The organism is Patescibacteria group bacterium, from assembly GCA_041665365.1.
GTDB lineage: Bacteria > Patescibacteriota > Patescibacteriia > UBA9570 > UBA9570 > UBA9570.
Map to the genome: position 1 here is coordinate 23615 of JBAYIY010000013.1, position 15402 is coordinate 39016.

The 15402-nt window shown below is 41.8% G+C and carries 18 protein-coding genes; 10 read left to right on the forward strand and 8 right to left on the reverse strand.

The features are described from left to right. Window positions 1-42 precede the first annotated feature (42 nt). From rpsB to WCV88_05690, 5 genes are all read left to right on the forward strand, one after another. Window positions 43-774 carry a 30S ribosomal protein S2 gene (rpsB, locus tag WCV88_05670; protein MFA6475650.1) on the forward strand — a complete coding sequence of 244 codons (732 nt, stop codon included), beginning with the start codon at window positions 43-45 and terminating at the stop codon, window positions 772-774. 1 nt (window position 775) lies between these two features. Continuing rightward, a complete protein-coding gene (gene tsf, locus WCV88_05675; GenBank protein MFA6475651.1) occupies window positions 776-1363 on the forward strand; it encodes a translation elongation factor Ts in 588 nt (195 codons plus the stop codon). A 4-nt stretch (window positions 1364-1367) separates the two neighbouring features. Beyond that, window positions 1368-2165, forward strand: coding sequence for a tetratricopeptide repeat protein (locus WCV88_05680; GenBank protein ID MFA6475652.1), 798 nt, complete (start codon window positions 1368-1370; stop codon window positions 2163-2165). A 9-nt stretch (window positions 2166-2174) separates the two neighbouring features. After that, entirely contained in the window at window positions 2175-2930 is a 756-nt protein-coding gene (locus WCV88_05685; GenBank protein MFA6475653.1) for a hypothetical protein, read from the forward strand. Window positions 2931-3454: 524 nt separating this feature from the next. Next, window positions 3455-4348 (forward strand): tyrosine-type recombinase/integrase, encoded by an 894-nt coding sequence (locus tag WCV88_05690; GenBank protein MFA6475654.1) that lies wholly within the window; start codon window positions 3455-3457, stop codon window positions 4346-4348. Window positions 4349-4613: 265 nt separating this feature from the next. On the opposite strand, the gene WCV88_05695 is transcribed toward WCV88_05690, so the two are convergent. The 4 genes from WCV88_05695 to WCV88_05710 all read right to left on the reverse strand — a co-directional run bounded on the left by WCV88_05695 (window position 4614) and on the right by WCV88_05710 (window position 7152). Next, on the reverse strand, window positions 4614-5369 hold the full coding sequence (locus WCV88_05695) for a hypothetical protein (protein MFA6475655.1): 756 nt from the start codon (window positions 5367-5369) through the stop codon (window positions 4614-4616). A gap of 5 nt (window positions 5370-5374) precedes the next feature. Further along, entirely contained in the window at window positions 5375-5983 is a 609-nt protein-coding gene (locus WCV88_05700; GenBank protein MFA6475656.1) for a hypothetical protein, read from the reverse strand. 258 nt (window positions 5984-6241) lie between these two features. Continuing rightward, complete coding sequence (locus WCV88_05705; protein MFA6475657.1) at window positions 6242-6805, reverse strand: hypothetical protein; 564 nt, start codon at window positions 6803-6805, stop codon at window positions 6242-6244. Window positions 6806-6873: 68 nt separating this feature from the next. Then, entirely contained in the window at window positions 6874-7152 is a 279-nt protein-coding gene (locus WCV88_05710) for a hypothetical protein (GenBank protein ID MFA6475658.1), read from the reverse strand. A 222-nt stretch (window positions 7153-7374) separates the two neighbouring features. Between WCV88_05710 and WCV88_05715 the strand changes: the two genes are divergently transcribed. Further along, window positions 7375-7878: a helix-turn-helix transcriptional regulator gene (locus WCV88_05715; GenBank protein ID MFA6475659.1), complete on the forward strand. Its 504-nt coding sequence runs from the start codon at window positions 7375-7377 to the stop codon at window positions 7876-7878. Here WCV88_05715 and WCV88_05720 read toward each other — a convergent pair. Beyond that, on the reverse strand, window positions 7826-8425 hold the full coding sequence (locus WCV88_05720; GenBank protein ID MFA6475660.1) for a hypothetical protein: 600 nt from the start codon (window positions 8423-8425) through the stop codon (window positions 7826-7828). The two genes, WCV88_05715 and WCV88_05720, sit on opposite strands and share 53 nt — an antisense overlap. Before the next feature lie 472 nt (window positions 8426-8897). Here WCV88_05720 and WCV88_05725 point away from each other — a divergent pair, with 472 nt between their 5' ends. Continuing rightward, the gene (locus WCV88_05725) at window positions 8898-9098 is read left to right on the forward strand and encodes a hypothetical protein (protein MFA6475661.1); all 201 of its coding nucleotides are present in this window, start codon (window positions 8898-8900) and stop codon (window positions 9096-9098) included. Window positions 9099-9279: 181 nt separating this feature from the next. Next, complete coding sequence (locus WCV88_05730) at window positions 9280-10200, forward strand: tyrosine-type recombinase/integrase (GenBank protein ID MFA6475662.1); 921 nt, start codon at window positions 9280-9282, stop codon at window positions 10198-10200. 48 nt (window positions 10201-10248) lie between these two features. On the opposite strand, the gene WCV88_05735 is transcribed toward WCV88_05730, so the two are convergent. After that, on the reverse strand, window positions 10249-11058 hold the full coding sequence (locus tag WCV88_05735; GenBank protein MFA6475663.1) for a hypothetical protein: 810 nt from the start codon (window positions 11056-11058) through the stop codon (window positions 10249-10251). After that, on the reverse strand, window positions 11055-12005 hold the full coding sequence (locus WCV88_05740) for a hypothetical protein (protein ID MFA6475664.1): 951 nt from the start codon (window positions 12003-12005) through the stop codon (window positions 11055-11057). Before WCV88_05740 ends, WCV88_05735 begins: the two co-directional genes overlap by 4 nt. 633 nt (window positions 12006-12638) lie before the next feature. On the opposite strand from WCV88_05740, the gene WCV88_05745 reads away from it, so the two are divergent. Beyond that, window positions 12639-13148 carry a hypothetical protein gene (locus WCV88_05745; GenBank protein MFA6475665.1) on the forward strand — a complete coding sequence of 170 codons (510 nt, stop codon included), beginning with the start codon at window positions 12639-12641 and terminating at the stop codon, window positions 13146-13148. A gap of 210 nt (window positions 13149-13358) precedes the next feature. Here the strand turns inward: WCV88_05745 and WCV88_05750 are convergent, their stop codons facing one another. Continuing rightward, a complete protein-coding gene (locus WCV88_05750; protein ID MFA6475666.1) occupies window positions 13359-14135 on the reverse strand; it encodes a hypothetical protein in 777 nt (258 codons plus the stop codon). Between the two features lie 380 nt (window positions 14136-14515). On the opposite strand from WCV88_05750, the gene WCV88_05755 reads away from it, so the two are divergent. Next, window positions 14516-14932 (forward strand): hypothetical protein, encoded by a 417-nt coding sequence (locus WCV88_05755; GenBank protein MFA6475667.1) that lies wholly within the window; start codon window positions 14516-14518, stop codon window positions 14930-14932. Window positions 14933-15402: the final 470 nt, after the last annotated feature.

Below are 15402 nucleotides of genomic sequence, written 5' to 3' on the forward strand. Positions count from 1 at the left end.
CAGCCCTGGTGAACGGTAGTAGTCTAAAGATCAATTTATTCTATGTCTCAAGCCGCCACTGGCGTAAATACCTCAGTGCAAGCCATGCTCGAAGCTGGTATGCATTTTGGTCATCGCCCATCGAAAAAACATCCTAAAATGGACAAGTTCATTTTTGGTATCAGACAAGGTATTAACATTATCAACCTGGAGAGTTCACAACAGCAACTGGAAACCATTTTGCCGTTGATTGAAGACATGGCCGCGCAGAATAAAACCATTTTATTCTTGGGCACCAAGCGCCAAGCCAAAGCTGTGATTAAAACCACCGCCGAAAGAATTGGTACACCCTATGTAGTTGAACGCTGGTTAGGTGGTTTAATGACTAATTTTCCACATGTCAGCCGTTTAATGAAACGGTTAACTCAGCTTAAAACTGAAAAAGAGCAGGGTATCTGGCAGGAACGACGTTATACCAAAAAGGAACAGCTCATGTTGGAACGTGAGATTGAAGATTTAACCAGTGAGGTAGGTGGTATTGAGCACATGATAAAATTACCCGACGCCATGTTTGTAGTCGATTGTAAGAAAGAAAAAACCGCTATTAAAGAAGCTAATCGTTTAAAAATTCCTGTGATTGCCATGGTTGATACCAATGTTAATCCGGATAAAGTGCAGTATCCTATTCCGGCGAATGATGATGGTGTAAAATCCATTACTTATGTAGTAGAACAAGTATCGACTGCGATTGAGCGGGGTCGAGCAAAAATTGAAAAAGAAGTAACACCAGCATAATATGGCTATAGACACTACATTAATTGCAAAATTACGTGAGCAAACTGGTGCCGGTGTGTTAGATGCAAAAAAAGCGTTAAACGAGGCGAACAATGATTATGATAAAGCCGTTGAGTTATTACGCAAACGTGGCCAAAAAGTGGCGGCAAAAAAAGTTGATCGCGTAGCGAGTGAAGGTTTAGTGGAAGCGTACGTGCATGGTCAAGGTCGCGTAGGAGTTTTAGTGCGAGTTAATTGTGAAACAGATTTCGTGGCGCGCACTGATAGCTTCAAACAATTAGCCCACCAGTTAGCCATGCATATTGCCGCCTTTGATCCGACTTATATTGCTCGCGCGGATGTACCGGCTGAAATTGTAGCGAAAGAAAAAGATGTCCATACCACCGTGTTGGCCAAAGAAGGTAAACCAGCCAATGTGGTTGAAAAAATCCTGGAAGGTAAAATGACCAAATTCTATAGTGAAGTGTGTTTTTTAGAACAACCATTTGTAATGGATGATAAAAAATCGGTGCAAGATATTATCACTGAAAAGATTGCTGAATTGGGTGAAAATATTCAGGTGTCGGCCTTTAAGCGCATAAGTTTGTAAGCCCATGACGTGGTTATACTACGTCATTCCTAGTCTACTGGCCGTTGTGTCCGCCGGAGTGGTTATTTATATTTATATTCGCGTGTTTCCAAAAGCGTCGGCACTAGATTTAGAAGCCATGCCCACACATCGGCAGCAACAACGCAAAGCCAGTTTGGTGGAGGAACGTTTACGGCGTAAAGTCTCCACCCTACGTTTGAGTTTAGCGGCTTTTTTCAAACCAATTGTTCAAGTGTTAACCAAGATTTTCGCTGCCCTCTTTAAAAGTTTGACCAATTTGGAGCAGCGTTATCGCCAAGCCGCCAAAGGGATAGTTAGTCATGATGCCGACACAACCGCAACAGTTGGAACGGTTACCAAGTATATCCAAGATGGCACCGTGTTTTTAGAACAAGGCAAACTCGGTGAAGCCGAAAATAAATTTATTGCCGCCATTGGTTTAGATGCCCGCGCCATTGATGCCTATCGAGGTCTGGCCAATGTTTACGAAGGCATGAATGATTTAACCCATGCCGTGGCGACCTTGCAGTTTTTAGTGCGGGTTAACCCAAAGGATGAGCCAACCTATTTAAAATTGAGCCAGCTATTATCTAAAGAGCACAAGTATGAAGATGCACTAGAGGCAGTTGAGCAAGCGTTGGAGCTTGGTCCCAATAACCCGAAGAATCTTGATGCCGCCATTGAGTTGACGATTTTGAATAAATTGAAGTATAAAGCCCAGGGGACATTGGATGCTTTGAAAAAAGTTAATCCGGATAATCAGAAATTACTCAAGTATCAGGAGCAGATCGATGCGATGTAACATGACAATATGGTAGAAAGGTTTTTTGATCCTGTAGCCGTAGAACAACGCCATACTACAGAAGACAGGTTTGAAATTCCTTCGGAAGCAGAGCGGATTAATTATCCGTTTTATAGTGTTCCGGCTGGCAGGGAAGAAGTCAGAATGAGCTCGATATGGCAACGTAATTTTAATAAGTTTTGCCCTGATTATCGGTCTGATCGTTTGTCTGCATTCAATAGCAGAACCATGCCCATGCTGTTGCATTGGGGTTTAAAAGGCGAAAAAAGAACTGAAGTTTGGGAGCTATATAAAGATCAGACAAAGTGCTTTGCATTAGACGCGTGGCAAGACATTAAACCATTTAGTGGATTAAATATAGTGGATTTTGGTTCTGGCATGGACGGAGAATTTGTCAGACTGATTAATACGCTTGGTGCCAATGCTATTGGCATCGACATAAATTCAAACGCAGAGTTTGTTACGCGACTGGCTGATTTGACGGTCGGAAAAAGACAACTTCGACCGGTGGCTGATTTTGTTTTGGCAACTAATATGTTTGAGCTCCAAGCTTATAGGGATACGTTATGTAGTGATCAATGGGGTAAATTGGCCGATGATGTTTTAAAGCCGGGTGGCATGATTTTGGTTTCCAATGCTTTACCAGAGATAATTGCTAATCGGGAAATATTCCCAGGTGTAAAAAAAGACCCAGCGTTACATCAGACGTTTGATTTTTTAAACGTCCCTTGCCGAATTGAAAGAAAAGATATTGCAAAAAAATAGGATATTGAGTAGTATAGACTCTCATGTGATTATTTCACATAATGCCGTTGTAGCTCAGCTGGTAGAGCACCCCCATGGTAAGGAAGTGGTCCTGGTCAGCATGACCTTAAAAGGCTAAGACTAGAACAAAATCCGCACTTTTCAAAAAGGCACGACCTATTCTACTGTAGATGTGGTCGAGCAAAATGTAACACATGCCGTTGTAGCTCATCTGGTAGAGCACCCCCATGGTGAACCGAAGAGGTTTCGCCCACTAAGCGAGTGATCGCTCAGTGAATCCCGAATTACGGTTAATAGCCTCGCAAGAGGCCAAGACCGTAGCGATCAGTAACATGACCGCTCGAACGACTGACAAGGGCATCATTGGCCATTCTGCGTCCCTAAATGGCTAATGATGAAGATACAGTCTAGTCCTCTGATAAATTGAAACAGAGGTGTATACGAAGGGGGAGGTAATCGGTTCAACCCCGATCAACGGCTCAATCAAGAGCGTTGTACTTCCACAGGGTAATACATATACCCATATGGATATACGCGAAGTCCACAAACAGTTCTGCGAGTACCAATCAACCATGAAGAACTATCGTTTCGATACGATAGATACCTATCAGTCTTCATTGAAGATTTTTCTTAAGTTAATGCCAGAAGTAACGCAAATTGAAGAAGTCACGCCAGAGCTAGCTGAGCGGTTCTTTTATTTAGGCCGAACCATACGCCACTGGAAGCCGATCACCTTTGTGTCCTACCATAAGGGTTTGAACGTGTTTTACAAATGGGCACAGAAAAACCATATCGTTGAGGTTAACCCATTTGAGAAGATTGAAAAGCCTAGGTTAGAAAAGAAATTGCCCACACGCCTCACGAAACAAGAAGCTAAGAACTTGCTCGAAACAGTTCGTTGCCATAAGTGGTTCAATCCATTTTTGAAAGCCCGTAACTATGCAATCTTCTCTATGTTCTTGTACTGTGGTTTACGGAAAGGCGAGTTACTACGCTTACAAATGACTGATGTTGATCTGGCTAACTTAACGGTTTCAATTCATCAAGGTAAGGGGAATAAGGATCGTATTGTGCCAATGCCATACCAGTTAAGACCTATACTCAACACTTACCTAGCTGAGCGTACCCGAATGAACAAGACCTGCGAGTATTTTTACGTTTCGTTCAACGACAATAGACCGTTGTCGATTCATGGGTTTGAACACATGATTGACTTAGTAAAGAAGGCTAGTGGTATCAAATTTTACCCGCACATGCTGCGTCACACCTTTGCTACGTTAATGCTTGAAGGTGGGTGTGATATTTATGCCCTTTCTAAGATGATGGGACATAATGATATTAAGACGACAACAATCTACCTATCGGCTTCAGTTGAGCATATGAGGAGTCAGATGGTGAAACACCCCCTGAATATATGAAGCTGGTTATATTTGTGGACTCGGTGGGACCAGTTTCGAACTGGTAGGTGGTTAGATCAGGTTTAATACCCAGAAACATTCACCAGGCAGCTCAGTAACGCCCTAGGTTTACGGGTACGAGTTTAGAACGTTTTGCGTAGTCAGCCCAGAGTTAGAGGATTGTATCTCTCCACGGATCAAAGGGTTGACCCTCCCTATACGTTGCCTGTTTCTAGACCAACGGAAGAGGGGAGAGTCAGCGAATCGTCTAACAATCGTCTATCTTCTAAAAGAAGCCAAAGTACCGGGCGCACCGACGCACATAAAAACGAATCCGGGTCATCACTATGTTACAATTATGCAGCCAACGTTTGTAGTCATAATAGTTGCCCGTGACCCAATGCTGGTCGATTTCCTTTCTGCTACACAACTGTCCGTACATATCGAACAAGTTATCATTCACATCCAAGATCGCAATTTCGTAGGGGCGTTGTTTATATGTGCCCTTGATACGAAAGACTAAAGTTTTCCAATAAGATTCAATCCAATTTCTGCTAACCCATCCACCAGGCGCATCACTTTTGAAAATGATTTTTCGATCTTCATTCCCAATGGTAGGAATGTTGTAACTGATTCTGATATTTTTGCTGTCACGCGCATCAAGTCGTAGCGGTAAGCTTAACGACTGCCCAGTACCTTTATCAAGAATTCCGCAGTGATCCCAGCCGAATCTAATGGCGCTATACTTTCTCTTTTTCCAGACAACCAAGATGATACGTTTAATTGTGTTGGGTTCCATTGAAACGTTGCTGAGTATACCTTGAAAAGTGAAAGACGCATGTGTCTTATCCTCAGATTTTGTATAACCGGAAAATCCAGTTTGTTCAAACTTAAATTGCGGCCGTTTTCTTATATTTGAGAAAATAGTATAAGTGAGAGCTATGAGACCTGAGATTGATCCGGTCGTAAGAACGCCTGACCAAATCGTGTGTAGTATGCTAACAAGCTGGCTAGTTGTTTCCGTTTCGATTCCGTAGCCCATAACAGTTACTTGACTGAGAGCGACGTTATACCAAAGATCACCAGCGTCGCAATGCCTAATATGAATGATACATCCGCGATGTGACCACACAGCATGCTCGCTAAAGAAGCAAACTCATACCGCTTGTGGTTTGTACGTGAAACGGATTCATAATCCTTGATTAGAGAAGGTAACTCCTTTGCGTGTTCTTGATTAGGATTGGCCACCAACTGAAGGCGATATAATTCACTTACATTTTTGTTATCTTCGCCTTTGAGCTTGGCCCACTTTCCATTATAAAGATAGTGTTTGCTTTCCATGGTAACCTGCCCCTTATAAAGGGCTGTAAACATGCAAATAAGAAGTAAGAACCATGCGGTGTATAAAAAGTAGAAGTTGTTATACTCATAATTAAATAGGTAGAGCTCAACAGTTCCAATCTCGCTTGTGAGACTACCTAAAAAAGATATCGAAGCTACAATTGCACCGGCTGACAATGACCCAATATATTTATAGAAGCTTGCTGTGTAGGCGACGACTTCCTGGTTTGCAACATTAAATTCGCCTGCCAATTTCTTGGTCTCTGCATTTATACTGTCTCGCTCTGCTTGAACAGAGAGAACTTCATCATTCATAACAATTAAGGTGTATCACACCTGAACTTTATTTGAAAGTCACCCTGCTTGTATACAAGAGAGTGAAGGTTTTTAGGTCTTTAGTTGCTTTGATATATTTTTGTCTAATTTTAGACTATTTTTCGGGCTCGGTGGGACGATTTTCGAACCAATCAATGGATTGGGCATATGGAAAATTCCCAAAGTGCTCTAAACCAAGTCGCTGTACTTAACTTCTAGTTTAGTCATATAACAGCAGTGGGCATGAAGCTTGGATAGTTATTTATACAAAGAAATTAAGTCGAACAGCGTATCAATAGTTTCTTTCTTGAGGAATTTTCCGTACTTACCATAATCCTCGTTAAATCGTATGAACATCTTTTTATATTCATCGTAGAAGTTTGCTGATTTAACATTGGGCTCTTTCTCCGATGACTGAAACAACGTTTTTTTCATTCGCTTAATACCAGTATGTTTTACTTCTGCATTCTTTGGATAAAGCGCCTCCATCAAATGTATATCCAACGCAACGTAATGATTGATCAATTTTTCAAGATTTGAGTCAGAATTTACAATGCCCAACCCTTTTGTGTAGATTTGATTTTCATCTTCTATGAATCGTTGCTTATAGCCCTCATCAAGGCTGTTAATGTCATCAGTGATGTCGTAATCACGATCTGGCGCGACCCAGTTAATAGCCCTAGCTAATAGCTGTAACTCAAAATCGTCCACAGTGAGATTGTCCTCAGTAATATACTTATCCATGACGCCCATGCTAATGGCATCATGGATTAACCTGTTAGCTTCGAGCGCCTTACCTATTCGCTTTTTCTTGAAGAACATACTTTGAAAAGATAGGTATTTAGAACGGTTATTAGATGCTGGGTTACCAAGTAATCCCTGACACTGTGTTAGGGTCTGATAGCCGTAATAATTATTTGGATTATGGCTGTAATGACCAAGCCAAAGGTAAGCCAAAGCATCGCCTTAGTGTATTTTTCATTACTTACTGATAGTCTTTCATTTGACGCAATTATTTCCTTTGATGATTTTTGAATAACCTTTGCCAAAATGATAGTTGATGTTACCCTTGTTTGATTGATGTCTGATGTTTGCCCAGTGCCAGCTTCATTGACAAACATCTTCTCATTGTCACTAAAGTTGTAATCATTGATAATATCAAGTCTCATAAAGATTTATAATTGATTAGTTATTTTAGCCCAGCAACTTTCTGGGCTTAAGGGTAGTTATTGGACTTGCAACATTTTCAGTAATAGTAAAGGTAACTTTTGGCTTACCAGGCTTTGGTTGCCCAAATAGTTTTTGAAGAATCCCCATAATTACTAACCATAATAGCAGATACTTTATAAAGATCGAAATAAACATCATGGATATATTGTATAATTATCTATATGGAAGCAATGTTAATTCCTGCTAATTCTAAAGAGGTCGTAAACCCAGAAAAATGGTATTACATCGGCTGGCTCACTCATCCAGTTCAATATCGACGGCCTCAAACTCAAAAGGAACTAGCGGAATACCTCCACGTACATCCGGCGACCTTAACACGCTGGAAAGGCGAACCATTTGTGCGTCAGACAGTCTTAAAATTGATCGCGCGTCATACCGTCAATAAGCTCCCTGAAGTACTGGATTGTCTTTATGCTAAGGCTATGGAGGGTAGCCCAGTACACATCCGAATGTTCATGGAATACTCAACTCGCATAGCTCAGAACGATGATTCAATTGATGACACAGAGGCGCAGGTTGAAACCAGCAAAGATCACCTAGAATCGAAGTATGGGCCAGCAGTAGAAGAAGGGTCGTGGTCACCTAACGACTGGATGCAACAATTGGCACGTATTACAGAGCGTAAGACGAGCCATCCTCATAATGTACCTTCACCACAGTCGTAGAATCTACTTTTGTAGCCAGGTCGTATACGGCTAAATTAAACGTGGCTGTGTAAGTCGCTCCTGATGCAATTCGATCTTGAATAATCCCTCGATATGCTTCGCGTGACTTGCTGTTCCATTGTCCAATCGGTTCATCATAGTTATTCAAAAAGTATGATTCTACAGTTACAGCATCTACTGCCTGTCCAGCATTGTTTTTAAGTTTTACCACTAACTCAGGAGTACCAATGCTATCAAACTCGATCGTTGAGGATAAAACCTCGACTCGACCCAACTCAGTAAGGGTTTGTTGCATACGTTCTGCATCGGCTGCTTGGTGAGCCTGATCTTGCGCTCGTTGTTCTGGAGAGGCATTACGAACCGTGACAATGATAATGGGCAAAACGATAAACAGAAAAAACAACGTACCGCAGCCCATGGCTAATTTACTCGTTTTCTTTTTGACCACGACCGTTTGTGGGTGCTTAGCAGCATACAGTTGCTGGGCCTTTGCTCGCTCAGCTTCTTCCTCGTGGATTTTGTTGATTTCCTCTTGTGATAGTGCCATAGAGACTTAATTAGTTATTAGGCCCTTTTGTAAAACAAAAAGGGCGACGGAGTTAGTTGGCACTACACGAATCCTACAAAGAAGATTGTGCCTCCGCCGCCGTCCCTATGCACAATGCAATAGAAAACGGGGGTTTATGACCCAGTCTTTGTAGGATTATTCTTGTAGTGCCAATTCAAATGTTATCCTAAATAGAGGCTTAAGTAAAGTTTTCCACAGCCCTTCAAAAATGAATTTAAGTAATACAGGGTATAATTACTAATAGGAGTGGCCTAGTTCGGAACTCATATGGATCCGAACTATGTGTGAGATACGATCACTAATAGATATATTAGTTTTCAGGTGCGATACACGTGTGACCTTGCCTGCAGGCAATTGGACAATAAAGGAACACGTAGGCTGAGAACTTAATTAAATAAGGCATAGTAATTCTTAGTAACACTATGCTATTCCTATTATTTACTAAAAATATATGTTTAAGAAACACCAAATTGCTATTAGTGAAGACGCTTACCAAAGGTTATCACGTATGACAGAAGACTTTAATTCTGAAACAGAGCAGATAATAATTGTCGATACAATTTTTATAGCCTGCGATCTTTTAGTTCAAGCCTCGTACAAATACCTCGGTCATAAAAAGAAAAAAGCCGCACCTAAAAATATAAGTAAGTAGGGTGGTATGAACCAACGTATACATTATCCAGTCCATACAATGCGTCTGGCCGATAAAATCTGGGACGATCTCCGTCTGTTTAAGTTTCACCGCAAGATGACGTGGAATAAGCTCATGCGTTATTTCATGGAACGTGAGGAAGAAGTATTAAATAACCACCAGAATAACCAGTCATAACCATATGAAAATTAAATTCGCTCTAGGTCAGTACTTTGGAGAGGCGAGAGGTGGTCAATTAGACTCGATCAAGTCTCTAGTCACAATAAAAAATTCCGAGGAGACCTGGAGAATGTTCCTCAAAAAACATCCTGTGGAGTATCTGGATGAACTTACAGAGCCTCTGTTTCGGAGCTTCCTGCATTACCTAGAGTTTGAGCGGAAACTAGCACCAATGACGATCAAGACCTACCGCAAAAACATTTCAGCCTTCCTTTATTGGTGTGTAAGAAAAAGATATTTGCCGGAAAATCCGATTAAGTATGTGAAGGGGCCAAAGATTAAGCATGATCTTCCAAAATTCTATACAGAGGAAGAATTAGAAAAGATCATGCGTGCAGTGCAGTTGGATGATAAGCCCTACTTTGAGCGTCTGCGCAATGAGGTTATGTTTATGGTACTGTTGTTAGTAGGAGTCCGTCGCGGTGAACTTCTGAGCCTAAAAACATCAGATGTGAATTTCGAAACGGCAAGTCTGACAGTACGGGCAATCACTTCAAAAACCCGCACCTCACGTAGCATCCCAATGCCATCAATTCTAACAGGCAAATTACGCGCATATGTTGATGAACGCTCACGATTTGCCCTGGCTACTAGCGATGACTTATGGGTATCCCTCAATACTCGTCAGCGTCTTACGGAGCATGGGTTTAAGCACATTACCGAGCGATTGAGTAGGGTAGTAGGGTTTAATGTCCGTCCACACTCATTCCGTCACTCCTGCGCCACATACGCTTACGCTGCCACACAGGACATTGTGGCGGTCCAGAAGATGCTTGGCCACACGGACATTGGGACTACGATGATCTATACCAACGTATTACCTGAAAACGTACGTAACGCCACTGAAAGTAGCCGGCTCAATGCCTTGTGCATGCCAGCGTAGGGGATCGCAATAAAGATAAAACCGCCGGACTGCAGCCGGCGGTTTTTGTTACTTATTTTTTCTTTTTTGTAACCAACGGATGAGTAAAAAAATCAGAATGAATGGGAGCGCAAGAAAACTTACACCAAATATCATTAGCGCTATAACCACCAGAAATGCCATGACATCAGCAAGAAAGCTTACAATGCCATTGTTGTTGGTTGATGTTGTTTTTTTTGATGTAGTAGTGGTTTGAGAATCTGTATTACCTGATTCAGTTTGTTGTGGTTGATATTCATTCTGAATAGTGCCTCGTATGACTTGAATATCTCGACTGCTATTTGCGAGTGATTGTACGGCAGTTTCGGTTGGCTCCTCGCCAGTTATTTCTATATAGGCAGTACGAACATTTTGTTCATGTTCATTTTTGAATTGTAATTCTTTATATTCATCAGTTCCCAGCAAAGCTTGTTCAATGTCATAAATATCTCGGGAAAAGTTGAACCAAGTTTCAACTTCTTCACCTGATGGCTCACGTTCTAAAATAGACTGGAAATTGTTTTTTATTGATTCTTTATGGCTTTGTTCAAATTCAGCTTCTGTTACCGCAGCATTGTATGATGATTCTGAATAATAGGTGGTACCATTATATGTTTTTTCAAAACTTGGAGCAGTATATGAAGTACTGCCATACGATGAGGAACTGGTGCATTGGTAGTATGGAGCGCAGGTAGAGGATAGAGCAGTACCATCGTTACAACCGCAGCCATCACTACGAACGCCGTCATGCCAAGAGCAACAGCCTGACCGGGCGAATGCGGGTTGAGCTAAAACACCCAATGTCAGTAAAACCAATGTAATTATCTGTAAACGTTTCATTTTATCCTTGCGCCTATAGCATCATGTAAAATGATTTCCAGCGCATCCGTATTATTATATCTGTGACATTGATAGTGACTGACATAGTATTCCAATTTACTTCTGTCAGCTTCATCTAGGTCTGCACCATTTTTTATTACATATATGATTTCTATATCCAATGCGTGAGCAAAGCCAATTTCAAAGAATACAGATTGCCTCATTCCGGTGAGATCAGCAACAATAAAACGACTTTGCTTAATTTCACTGAGCGCTTTGATCATGATTGGATCAGAAAAATGTTCCCCTTTAAGACAAATAGGATTATATCCGGCTGAGCTAACGACCTTTTTCATGGAGGCAATTACTGGATCCATTTCATCATCGAACCAAACTGCTAGGAAAGCCCGATCTTTTTCTTGTTGGTTTGATAGAATGCCCTTGGTCGATTCCCAGCCTTTCAGTGATAACTGCACATGCCATACGCCTGTTGGTCGTGATGTATTTTCTATATATCCCGAAGCAATAAGTAAATTCAGTAATGCTATGAATTCTCTACTATTAGTTGCGTACGCGATTGGGTAATCATGATCCAAGTTGATTTGGATAAGTTCCCCGAAGTATTTTGTCTGGTTGGCAATGTAGTTTAGTATTTTTTTGAGTTTCTGATCTATATCATTTTCTGATGGCACTAGATAGTGGTTCTTAATATAACTGTCTATAGTGTCATTTGTGTAACTAGGGCTCTGTTCTTTAGCTTCATATAGTTCTCGTGCAATGCCGGATAATATGTGTTTGTTTTTTTCAACTATTGCCACTATATCTTGGTCCGAAACGGTATAAGAGTGAATATCATATTCTCCGCAGCGAGGACACTCAACACTATAGATATCTAGTGTAGGGTTGTGACGTTGTTTGATTGCAGCATATCCGCACAACGGACATTTTGTTAGTTGTTCTCGTGACACTAGGGTAAATTTACTATATTAAAATCTTTGACCATTGTAACACATAGCAGTACACTAATGCCAAGACGTATCTAGCGTCACGCACATCAAAAAATTTAATTCAGCTCCTGTGGAAGTACTCCTGCTCATGTATTACAAGAATTTCTGAAAAGCTGCATTTTGTTCAACACCTACAGTCTTAAAATCACTTTTCTTACCTTCGAGTTTCTATGGTAAGGGGGAGGTCACCGGATCATACCCGGTCAACGGCTCCAAGAGAGATTTGAAGAATTAAAATAATAAAAAAATAGCTTGACGTAAGTACACCTTCCCCGCCCTCGAAGACTCGGGCACCCCTTCCTATTCAGGAAAGGGGTTAAGAGGAGGGCTAGGAGGGCTGCAGAGAGATGGTGTTATCGAAGACATTGGATTGTTTATTATCTCGTTGTTAGTTTATTTTATGAGGTAAGTAAGATATTGTAGACTTAATTATGATTAAGAATAATTCAGTAGTTATATATCAGCCAAAAACAGGAGCAATTGAGCTGCTTCTGGTTGTCTAGGCTTAAGACTTAACCTTATAAAACCACCGGACTGCAGCCGGTGGTTTTATCGTTTTCTGAGTTGACTTTATCCCTCAAATTTGATAACAGTATGGCACACGAACCAAGGAGGCTCATCGTGTACACCGTCAATTCTGTGAGAAAATACTTCGAACGTCGTCCCCACTACGCCTACCTGCGCGACCGGGTCATCGGCATCGCCGAGAGCCGGGCTGACGACAAGGGGCTGATTGCATCGGGCGACGACTTGAGCTGGCTGACGGAGCACGTCGGTCATGACTTCTTCAACGAGTGCGAGCGTGATCCGTTCGGCATGTTCAAGGACGACTTGCACTTCGCCGCCATCCCGTTCCTGCGTCTCGAGCCCAGCAACTTCCCTGATGCTCAAGACGGAGACATCGTGGTGGAGGGGCAGGTGATGTTCCAGATGGGCGGCATCGAAGGCCAGTACGGCTTCGACGTCGAGACCATCATGGTCGAGGGCAACCCGACCATCTACTGGCACCCCAACATGCTGCGTGGTTGGAGCGGCAAGGTTCAGATCATCATGCGGATCCGTGACAAGGATCAGCGTGAGCTCGAAGTTCGACAGGTCGAGTAGTTCAGCAGATGAGAACAATACATTCATGTGACCCATCCCGGGTCGGAACAGACGTGGATGTCAACAAACAACTAAGGGGGAATCGAGTCACTGTTCCACTCGATCACAGTATCCAGAAAAAATTTGTGGGTAGTGTGATCGAAAACCCCTAGACATTTTTTATATCTTTTTCTACTGACAATGCAGATGTATCACACCTAGTGATTTTATTTACGTACATAGTTTATTGGTTGAATAGTCAAGAGGCCCTACTTTTTTCGGATCCGCCTTATCTAGATTTTCAATTACCAAGTCAATAAAATGTTTGGCAAAATCGCGTTCTTCGTTGTCATCAGTACTTAATATGGCTCTGTATCTACTTATATAGTCGATTGTATCAAAAAAGAGGCAATATGTGTTGATGATCGGATTATAATTTTTATCGTATCTTAAATGACAAAGACCAGCTCTAAATTTTTCTTCAGAAAATTTTCTTTTTAATATAGAGAATCTTTTTTGTTTTACACTATTGGGTAGTTTAGACTTAATATGAAAACCAATAACGTGAGTCTCAATACGTTGATGCAATTTTATTTGTCTTACCATTGGCCATGGGTCAACATTATGTACTAAGTGATGTCTATAAGTTTGTTGTAGGTCAAACTTGTATAATTTGTACTGCTCTTTAATAAATGGATACGATCCAAAATCATCCATTAGTTTATTGATGTTACCCATACTACCATCTTTTCCAAAGCGTAATCTAGCTATATGGTCAATATAACAAAAACAGTTTCTTGCGATAGTAAATGGCGCGAACCCCTTCGTTCTGAATAGCGGAAATATATCATCTTTTAGTTGGTTCATTAATTTTTCACAGTAATCACTCGAGGAACAGGAAGGAATATTTGAGACAATCGTATAGCGTACACGATTAGGTGTTTCGATGGTCGGTGTATCGACAATTTTTAAGGTTCTAATTATTTTCTTTTTTTCAGCAGAATTCAAGGACTTCAGATTATGTATCCTGTTGCTTCTATACTTAAATATCTCTTGAGAGAGGTTCGTAAATTTTTTGTAGTTTAGTTGTGAGTTTTGACTATTGTAACACATCAGTCTAGACTTAACTTCAAGGCGCGAGTGCGTCACGATCATTTAATCAAGTTCCTGCGAGAATACCCGAGTTCATGTGTTACAGAAATTCTTGAAAAGCAGCACTTTGTTCAATCTCTAATAGCTTAAAACCAACTTCTCCTACTGTAGAACTCTATGGTAAGGAGGAGGTCACCGGATCATACCCGGTCAACGGCTCACACAAATTCGTATTGACTATATAACCCAACTTGTTGTAAAAGGAAGTCACACAACTCAACCGTGGGGACAAGAAAATGTTCAGCGTCAAGAATATTGTTCTCTTCGTCGCCGAAAACCACGCTCGTTTCGGGAATCGCGCCCCGTTCGTGATCGCAAACGCTTGCCTGGCCGCGGAAGCGTGCGATATCGGTCATGGGAGGTTTTCAGATGCTTCACTGTGGACTGACGTGATGGAGACTCGGCTGCTGGCCGATCTCTTTTACGGGATTACCGTGACCGACCCCCTTCACATGTCGTTGTTATTGGGGACCATGAAGCTCGACGAGGAGGCTGTGCTCACCGCCCTGTTCGGGGATGAGGCCAGAATTCTCGAACTGGCCATCTTCATGGAGCGGCATGAAGATAAATCCAACATGCCGATGGTGGTCGGTCGACTCCTCCGCGCTAAGGGCGTGGAGTGGAAGGATCACTGGCTCCAGATGTTGTTGTAAAAACTCAAAACTAAAGGAGGAATCGGGCAAAAAAATAACCAGGTCCGCCCAACCTGGAAGTAAACACCGTTAAGGTGTGTACGCGCCTAGCCGAGCACTCCAACGGGGATGATTCTGATCATAACCCCTCACAGAGTGGCTCCGATGGTGTATACACACCAATGACGGTTCAACAAACCGGGGCGGCGAATGGAACCTGAGGATCTCCATTGCGTCGCCCCACCCCCCTCTACGCCAGTAAAAATCTGGCGCTTTTTTGTATTGACGTAAAAACACCTCCCCCGCCCTCGAAGACTCGGGCACCCCTTCCTATTTAGGAAAGGGTTTAAGGGTTGGGAGGTGTTTAGGTATCCAGAAAAAATACAACAAACATTTTGACCATTATTGCACATAAGCCTACAATAATAATATGTTCATAAAAATAATCTACGGATTATTAATTGTGGTTGATCTTATTTTAATTGTTATAC